Raw genomic sequence first — 7841 nt, forward strand, 5'->3', positions numbered from 1 at the left:
CCATGTTTTCCAAGATCCTGATCGCCAATCGCGGCGAGATCGCCTGCCGCGTCATCCGCACCGCCCGGCGGCTCGGGGTGGCGACCGTCGCCGTCCACTCCGACGCCGACGCCGGCGCGCTGCACGTGGCGATGGCCGACGAGGCGGTGGCGATCGGCCCGGCGCCGGCGGCCGACAGCTATCTCGTCGGCGAGCGCATCGTCGAGGCGGCGCTGAAGACCGGCGCCGAGGCGATCCATCCCGGCTACGGCTTCCTGTCGGAGAACCCCGACTTCGTCGCGGCCGTCGAGGCGGCGGGGCTGGTCTTCGTCGGACCGTCGGCCAAGGCGATCCGCGCCATGGGGCTGAAGGACGCCGCCAAGCGGCTGATGGAGAAGGCCGGCGTGCCGGTGGTGCCGGGCTATCACGGCGAGGCGCAGGAGCTGGTCGTGCTGGCCACCAAGGCGCGCGAGATCGGCTACCCGGTGCTCATCAAGGCGCGCGCGGGCGGCGGCGGCAAGGGCATGCGCCGGGTCGACGATCCCGACGCCTTCGCCGAGGCGCTGGCCGGCGCACGGCGCGAGGCCAAGGCCGCCTTCGGCGACGAGCGGGTGCTGGTGGAGAAGTTCGTCGACAAGCCGCGCCACATCGAGGTGCAGGTATTCGGCGACACGCACGGCAACGCGGTGCACCTGTTCGAGCGCGACTGCTCGGCGCAGCGCCGCCACCAGAAGGTGATCGAGGAGGCGCCGGCGCCGGGCATGACGGCGAAGATGCGCGCGGCGATGACCGAGGCCGCCGTCAAGGCGGCGCGCGCCATCGACTATGCCGGCGCCGGCACCATCGAGTTCATCGTCGACGCCTCCGACGGGCTCAGGCCCGACCGCTTCTGGTTCATGGAGATGAACACGCGCCTGCAGGTCGAGCATCCGGTGAGCGAGATGGTGACCGGCATCGACCTGGTGGAATGGCAGCTGCGGGTGGCGGCCGGCGAGCCGCTGCCGCTGACGCAGGACGCGATTGCCCTGACCGGCCATGCGGTGGAGGCGCGCGTCTATGCCGAGGACGCGGCGCGCGGCTTCCTGCCGGCGACCGGCACGCTGCACCACCTGCGCTTCCCCGACACGGTGGCGGAAGGCACGCTCCGGGTCGAGACGGGCGTGCGCGCCGGCGACGTCGTCTCGCCCTACTACGATCCGATGATCGCCAAGCTGGTCGTGCATGCGGCCGACCGGACGACCGCGCTGAGCGCGCTCGGCGACGCGCTGGCGGCGACCGAGATCGCCGGTTCGACCGTCAACACCGCCTTTCTGGCGGCGCTTGCGCGCGACCCCGACTTCGCCGGCGGCAATCTCGACACCGGGCTGATCGAGCGCAAGCAGGCCGAACTCACCGCCCTGCCCGCGCCCGCCGCTTCGGCGATCGCGGCCGCGGCACTGGCCGTCGCCGGCGCCGACCGGCCCGTCGATCCGGCCGAGCCGTGGAGCGCCATCGCCGGCTACGCGCATTTCCACCCGCTTTCCCACACGACGACGCTCCATCGCGGCGAGACGGCGATCGAGGCGCGCATCGCCGCCGACAACGGCGCCTTCGCCGTCACGCTTTCGGGCGACGGGATGCCGGCCCGCACCGTGCGGGCGGCGCCGGAGACGGGGCCGCGGGTGGCGCGCTGGCCGGGCCATGTCACCGTCTTCACCGGCACGGCCCAGCACAGCTTCCGGCTGCACGACCCGCTCGAGGCGGCCGAGGAGGCGGCCGCCGGCGGCGACAGCCTGCGCGCGCCGATGCCGGGACTGGTCAAGCTGGTGCGTGTGGCGGCCGGCGAAACGGTGCGCAAGGGCCAGGCGCTGCTCGTGCTGGAGGCGATGAAGATGGAGCACACCATCGCCGCGCCGCATGACGGCCAGGTGGCGGAGATCGCGGCGGAGGGCGCGCAGGTCACCGACGGCACGGTGCTGGTGCGCTTCGAGGAGGCGGCGACCGGCTGACGCGGTCCCGCAGCGCGCGGCCGCGGCCGACGCACGGGCCGGCCGCGGCGCGAGCGGCGGCGCCCCTGGAGGTGCGGACGCCGGCCGCTGTGTGCTTCCTCGCGCCGCTCCTGGGGTCCCTCACCCGCGGAGCGGCCTTGTCGGTCCGTCCCGACGCGCTTGCCGACGGCCAACCGATGGCCGCTTCGCCTGCAAACGGCTCATTTCAAACGCGTTTCCGGACGGCGAACCGGGGTCCGCTTCGCCTGGAAACGGCTCATTTCAGATGCGTTTCCGGACGGCGAACCGGGGTCCACTTCGCCTGGAAACGCTTGTTCTTGCCGCGTTTCCGGACGGCGAACCGGGGTCCGCTTCGCCTGGAAACGCTCGAGACCCGCGCGCGTCAGTGCGTCGTCATCCACTCGCGCGCCTCGCGCAGGGCGCGGGCGATCTCGGGCTTCGACATCGTCTCGGCCAGCTCGGCGCGCAGCGCGGCGGCGCGGGCCGAGCCCTTGATGGCGGCGATGTTGAACCATTTGTGCGCGGCGACCATGTCGACTTCGCAGTCGCGGCCGGTGGCGTACATCATGCCGAGCTCGAACAGAATGTCGGCCTTGGCGTTGGCGCCCGCAGCGCCGGCATCGGCCTCGATGATCTCATAGCGTGCCATTGCGACGTTCCCTGTGCTTCTCCCGAAAGCCGCCTTCCGGCCGTCTTCGGTGGTTGGCATTTCGATGGGCACAGGATGCCGGGGAGCCTTGAATCCGCCGTTAAATCACAAGCTTAATTTGCCGAAAACAAAGTTCAAATGTTCCGTAAATCTTTGAATTCGTTAAGCATGAAAAGCCCGGCAAAGTGCGGCTTCGACGCCGGCGCGAGGGTCTTGCGGCGTGCCGCGCGAAAACCCTTCGCTAACCACGCGCAGCGGCGGCGCGGCCAAAAAAACGGCGCGTCTTCCGCTGCGGCACGGACTTTCCGCGCCGCCGCGACTGGTTTACGCTTACGTTCGCGTCAACATGGCGGAACCGGCCGGCCGCGCGCGCCGTTTTGCCGACGCCATTCAAGGGAGGACGACGACCATGCGCGCACTCATTCTCGCCGCCGCCGCCACGCTTGCCGTGACCGGTGCGGCCTTCGCCGACCCGATCGAGGGCAACTGGCGCACCAAGTCGGGCGAGACGGCCAAGATCGTGCCGTGCAGCGGCGGCTACTGCATCACGCTCACGACCGGCGAGCATGCCGGCCGGCGGATCGGCAAGATGGCGCCGTCGGGCGCCAACAGCTATGCCGGCGAGATCACCGATCCGGGCGAGGACAAGACCTACAAGGGCAAGGCGTCGCTGTCGGGCGGCGCGCTGACCATGAAGGGCTGCGTTCTCGGCGGGCTCATCTGCCGCGGCGAGACCTGGTCGCGGCTCTGACACGAGGCCCCTGCCCGCTACGCGCGTGCCGCGATCGGCCGGCCGCCGATTGCAGTCGACGGTAAGAGCCGCCGGGTCTCGGCAGCCGCGCGGGACGTGAAGCAGGACGTGTAATGAACGGCCGTGACGCCGGACCGGCGTCACGGCCTTCCTTTTCGCGCGACGGGCTCGCCGGGAGCCGCCCTGCCTCTCGCGCAATGGCAGATCGGCCCCGCGCATCGTCTTGCCGCCTTTGCCGAAGGCGAACGGTCTCCCGCTTGGCCGGCAAACGTCAGCGCGCGCGCTGGCCGAACAGCACCTTCTGCGCGTCCTTGTCCTCGGCCAGGTTGCGCCGGTGCTCCTGGCCGACGGCGATGCCGCGCTCGACGGCCGGGCGCGCCATCAGCGTGTCGAACCAGCGCTTGAGGTGCGGGAACTCGGCGATGTCCTGCCCCTGGTTCTTGTAGGACCGGGTCCAGCCGACGCAGGCCATGTCGGCGATGGAATAGTCGCCGGCGAGGAACTCGCGGTCGGCGAGCCGCCGGTTCATGACGCCGTACAGGCGATGGCACTCGTTGGTGTAGCGCTCGATCGCGTAGGGCACCGTCTCCGGCGCGTACTGGCGGAAATGGTGCGCCTGGCCGGCCATCGGCCCGAGCCCGCCCATCTGCCAGAACAGCCACTGCTCGACCTCGACGCGGGCGCGCTCGTCGGCCGGGTAGAAGCGGCCGAACTTGCGGCCGAGATATTGCAGGATGGCGCCCGATTCGAACACCGAGATCGGCGCCCCGTCCGGCCCCTGCGGATCGACGATGGCGGGCATGCGGTTGTTCGGCGCGATCTTCAGGAACGTGGGATCGAACTGCTCGCCCTTGCCGATGTTGACGTATTTCACCGTATAGGGCGCGCCGAGTTCCTCCAGCAGGATGGTGACCTTCCAGCCGTTCGGCGTCGGCCAGTAGTGGAGCTCGATCGGTTCGCTCTGCATCGTCATAGGGTCGGGTCCTCTGTCATGGAGCGGCGAACAAACCACAACGGCCGCGCCGCGCCAATCGCTGAGGCGGCCGGGTTCACCTCACGTTAACGTGTCTGAACGGCGGCTGAACGACGCCCTCAGCCGTGGTTCAGCGCGATTGCGGCATTGTGGCGGCGAAAACAGGGGGACGCAGCGATGAGCCTTCGCCGTTTTGCCGTCACGGGTGTCGCGGTCACGCTGGCCGGCATGCTGGCGGCGGCTCTGGTGGCCGAGCTCAGCCGGCCGGCCGGGTCGTGGAGCATCGGCGTGGTCATCCCCTGCGTCTTCGAGGAAGGCCGCACCTGCGCGCCGCCGCTGCGGCGCTGAGCGGGTGCCGGACGGGGCCGCAGCGCGCGGCGCCGCAAGAACGGAACACACACGATGCGGATCACCGAAGCCACCCCCGGCGCGACGCTGCGCCAGCTGCCCAAGGCGCTGCTGATCGCCGCCCTCATCGCCGCGCCGCTGACGGCGGTCGGCCAGGTGCGCGGCGGCGAGACCGCCGGCATCATCGTCGGCGAGCACGAGAAATCGAGCGGCGCCGGACTCGTCATCATCCACAGCCTCAAGCGGGCCCGCTAGCGCCGCCGGCGCCGGCGCGCGGGCGGCGTGCGCGAATCGCCCGCACCATGTCTCGAAACCGCGGCGGCATCGCCATATAAGGGGACATGGAAAAGCGAATCTATGCCCAGCCGATCGCGACCGTGGCCAGCCCCGAGCCGGTCGCCCGCCGCGAGTTCACCGACGGCCGCGCCGCCGTCGCCGCGCTCGAGGCGCTCTACCAGCGCAACATCGCCTTCCTGCGCGACAGCTTCACGGAGCTGGCCGAGACGGGCGACGCCTCGCGCCGCTTCCGCGCCTTCTACCCCGAGATCGCGGTGTCGACCGCCTCCTTCGCGCAGATCGATTCGCGCCTCGCCTACGGCCACGTGCCGGCGCCCGGCCTCTACGCGACGACGATCACCCGGCCCGACCTCTTCGAGGCCTACCTGGTCGAGCAGATCGGCCTGCTGACGCGCAACCACGGCGTGCCGGTGACGGTCGGCGAATCCGACACGCCGATCCCGCTGCACTTCGCCTTCCTCGAGGAGACCTATGTCGACGCGTCGGTCGCCGACCGCATCCAGCGGCCGCTGCGCGACCTGTTCGACGTGCCCGACCTCAACGCCACCGACGACCACATCGTCAACGGCACGCACGAGGCGATCCCCGGCGAGCCGATGCCGCTGGCGCCGTTCACCGCGCAGCGCATCGACTACTCGCTGCACCGGCTGGCGCACTACACCGCCACGCGGCCCGACCACTTCCAGAACTTCGTTCTGTTCACCAACTACCAGTTCTACATCGACGAGTTCTGCGCCATGGCGCGGCAGATGATGGCCGACGGCGGCAACGGCTACGAGGCGTTCGTCGAGCCCGGCAATCTGGTGACGCGGGCCGGCGAGGCGACGCCGACCGGCGGGGCGACGCCGCCGCGCATGCCGCAGATGCCGGCCTACCACCTGAGGAAGGCCGACCACAGCGGCATCACCATGGTCAACATCGGCGTCGGCCCGTCGAACGCCAAGACGATCACCGACCACATCGCCGTGCTGCGGCCGCACGCCTGGCTGATGCTCGGCCACTGCGCCGGGCTGCGCCACACCCAGGCGCTCGGCGACTACGTGCTGGCGCACGCCTATGTGCGCGAGGACCACGTGCTCGACGACGACCTGCCGGTGTGGGTGCCGCTGCCGGCGCTGGCCGAGGTGCAGGTCGCGCTGCAGGAGGCGGTGGCCGAGATCACCGGGCTGACCGGCTACGACCTCAAGCGCATCATGCGCACCGGCACGGTGGCCACCATCGACAACCGCAACTGGGAGCTGCGCGAGCAGCGCGGGCCGGTGCAGCGGCTGTCGCAGTCGCGCGCCATCGCGCTCGACATGGAATCGGCCACCATCGCGGCCAACGGCTTCCGCTTCCGCGTGCCCTACGGCACGCTGCTGTGCGTGTCGGACAAGCCGCTGCACGGCGAACTCAAGCTGCCCGGCATGGCGACCGACTTCTACAAGCGGCAGGTCGCCCAGCACCTGAAGATCGGCATCCGCGCGGTGGAGAAGCTCGCCGACATGCCGCTCGAAAGGCTGCATTCGCGCAAGCTCAGAAGCTTCTCGGAGACCGCCTTCCAGTAGCGCGCATCGCCGCGCCCGCCGTCCGTGCCCGCCCGCGGCAAGACCGGCGCGGCGGACGCGCGGCCCGCTCAGCGGCCGCCGCCGAAGAACGGCAGGAAGGCGTCGAGCACGGCCTGCGGGTTCTCCTCGGCGACGAAGTGGCCGGCGCCGGAGACCGCCTCCCCGGTCACGTAGTGCGCCCAGTCGCGCCACAGGCCGAGCGGGTCGCCGGTGCGGGCGGGAAAGCCGTCGTCCGACCACACGAAATGCAGCGGCGCCTCGATGCGGCGCGCCTCGCGCCGGTCGGCCTCGTCGAGCGTGCGGTCGATGCCGGCGCCGGCGCGATAGTCCTCGCAATAGGCGCGGATGCGCGCCGGCTCGGCATAGGCGCGGCGATAGTCGGCGAGCGCGTCGGCGTGGAAGTCGGCGAGCGAGCCCTTGTGCGACCAGGCGGCCAGCGTCCACTCGAGATAGCCGACCGGGTCGGGCGCGATCATGCGTTCGGGCAGCGGGTGCGGCTGGGCGAGAAAGGTCCAGTGATAGGCCTTGAGCGCCATCTCGGCGGCGAAGTGGCGCCACATCACCGCCGTCGGCACCACCTCGAGGATGCCGAGACGCTCGACCGCCTCGGGGCTGTCGAGCGCCAGCCGGTAGGCGACGCGGGCGCCGCGGTCGTGGCCGAGCAGCGCGAAGCGCGCATGGCCGAGGCCGGCCATCGCCGCCACCACGTCGCGCGCCATGGCGCGCTTGGAGTAGACGGCGTGGCCGTCGTCGGGATCGGGCACCGCGCTGGCGCCATAGCCACGCAGGTCGAACAGGACGACGGTGAAATGGCGGGCGAGCTCCGGCGCCACGCGGTGCCAGGCGGCGTGCGTCTGCGGATAGCCGTGCAGCAGCACGAGCGGCGGCCCCTCGCCGCCGACCAGGCCGAACAGCTCGGCGCCGTCGCCTTGAAACCGGCCGGCCCGGAAGCCGGGAAAAAGCGCTTGTGTGGTCATCGGGCCCCTTTGCCGCTGTGTCGGCGCCCAGCCAAGCCGATCGCCGCGGCGCTGGCAAGACGGCATGGCGGCGGCGCGTGCGCCGGCGCCGCAATTCGGCCACGAGGGCGGGCTTGCCTGCGGCCCCGCAGCGGCGCAAACGAGACGCATGACACGAACCGATCCCCTGCTCGCGGCCGCCGGGCTGGCGCTCTCGGCGCTGCTCGGGCTGTCCTTCCTCGGCGCCTGGCACGGCGCGTTCGACGCGCTGGCGCATTTCCGGGTGCATCTGGCGGCGGTTCTCGGCCTGGCGGCGCTGGCGCTCCTGGCGCGCGGCCGCACGGCGCCGGCGG

At 71.3% G+C, this 7841-nt stretch carries 8 protein-coding genes and 1 pseudogene; 6 read left to right on the forward strand and 3 right to left on the reverse strand.

Annotated elements, in window-relative coordinates:
• Positions 1–2 precede the first annotated feature (2 nt).
• Entirely contained in the window at positions 3–1967 is a 1965-nt protein-coding gene (locus N1F89_RS14755) for an acetyl/propionyl/methylcrotonyl-CoA carboxylase subunit alpha (RefSeq protein WP_290084956.1), read from the forward strand.
• Between the two features lie 382 nt (positions 1968–2349).
• Here the strand turns inward: N1F89_RS14755 and N1F89_RS14760 are convergent, their stop codons facing one another.
• A complete protein-coding gene (locus N1F89_RS14760) occupies positions 2350–2616 on the reverse strand; it encodes a sel1 repeat family protein (RefSeq protein WP_290084957.1) in 267 nt (88 codons plus the stop codon).
• A gap of 409 nt (positions 2617–3025) precedes the next feature.
• Here N1F89_RS14760 and N1F89_RS14765 point away from each other — a divergent pair, with 409 nt between their 5' ends.
• A complete protein-coding gene (locus N1F89_RS14765; RefSeq protein WP_290084958.1) occupies positions 3026–3367 on the forward strand; it encodes a DUF2147 domain-containing protein in 342 nt (113 codons plus the stop codon).
• Between the two features lie 271 nt (positions 3368–3638).
• On the opposite strand, the gene N1F89_RS14770 is transcribed toward N1F89_RS14765, so the two are convergent.
• Positions 3639–4340 carry a glutathione S-transferase N-terminal domain-containing protein gene (locus N1F89_RS14770; protein WP_290084959.1) on the reverse strand — a complete coding sequence of 234 codons (702 nt, stop codon included), beginning with the start codon at positions 4338–4340 and terminating at the stop codon, positions 3639–3641.
• Positions 4341–4517: 177 nt separating this feature from the next.
• Here N1F89_RS14770 and N1F89_RS14775 point away from each other — a divergent pair, with 177 nt between their 5' ends.
• From N1F89_RS14775 to N1F89_RS14785, 3 genes are all read left to right on the forward strand, one after another.
• Complete coding sequence (locus tag N1F89_RS14775; protein ID WP_290084960.1) at positions 4518–4688, forward strand: hypothetical protein; 171 nt, start codon at positions 4518–4520, stop codon at positions 4686–4688.
• Positions 4689–4742: 54 nt separating this feature from the next.
• On the forward strand, positions 4743–4943 hold the full coding sequence (locus tag N1F89_RS14780) for a hypothetical protein (protein WP_290084961.1): 201 nt from the start codon (positions 4743–4745) through the stop codon (positions 4941–4943).
• An 86-nt stretch (positions 4944–5029) separates the two neighbouring features.
• Positions 5030–6532, forward strand: coding sequence for an AMP nucleosidase (locus tag N1F89_RS14785; protein WP_290084962.1), 1503 nt, complete (start codon positions 5030–5032; stop codon positions 6530–6532).
• 68 nt (positions 6533–6600) lie between these two features.
• Here the strand turns inward: N1F89_RS14785 and N1F89_RS14790 are convergent, their stop codons facing one another.
• Positions 6601–7509: an alpha/beta hydrolase gene (locus N1F89_RS14790; protein ID WP_290084963.1), complete on the reverse strand. Its 909-nt coding sequence runs from the start codon at positions 7507–7509 to the stop codon at positions 6601–6603.
• 148 nt (positions 7510–7657) lie between these two features.
• Between N1F89_RS14790 and N1F89_RS14795 the strand changes: the two are divergent.
• Positions 7658–7841 (forward strand): annotated as a pseudogene (locus tag N1F89_RS14795) (hypothetical protein); the annotation flags it as partial.

Origin of the sequence: Aquibium sp. A9E412 (genome assembly GCF_030398335.1) — a bacterium.
Lineage (GTDB): Bacteria > Pseudomonadota > Alphaproteobacteria > Rhizobiales > Rhizobiaceae > A9E412.

Excerpts from the sequence above, each read along its gene's own strand:
- N1F89_RS14755 (WP_290084956.1), top strand. The coding sequence starts at position 3 with ATGTTTTCCAAGATCCTGATCGCCAATCGCGGCGAGATCGCCTGCCGC.
- N1F89_RS14760 (WP_290084957.1), bottom strand. The coding sequence starts at position 2,616 with ATGGCACGCTATGAGATCATCGAGGCCGATGCCGGCGCTGCGGGCGCC.
- N1F89_RS14765 (WP_290084958.1), top strand. The coding sequence starts at position 3,026 with ATGCGCGCACTCATTCTCGCCGCCGCCGCCACGCTTGCCGTGACCGGT.
- N1F89_RS14770 (WP_290084959.1), bottom strand. The coding sequence starts at position 4,340 with ATGACGATGCAGAGCGAACCGATCGAGCTCCACTACTGGCCGACGCCG.
- N1F89_RS14775 (WP_290084960.1), top strand. The coding sequence starts at position 4,518 with ATGAGCCTTCGCCGTTTTGCCGTCACGGGTGTCGCGGTCACGCTGGCC.
- N1F89_RS14780 (WP_290084961.1), top strand. The coding sequence starts at position 4,743 with ATGCGGATCACCGAAGCCACCCCCGGCGCGACGCTGCGCCAGCTGCCC.
- N1F89_RS14785 (WP_290084962.1), top strand. The coding sequence starts at position 5,030 with ATGGAAAAGCGAATCTATGCCCAGCCGATCGCGACCGTGGCCAGCCCC.
- N1F89_RS14790 (WP_290084963.1), bottom strand. The coding sequence starts at position 7,509 with ATGACCACACAAGCGCTTTTTCCCGGCTTCCGGGCCGGCCGGTTTCAA.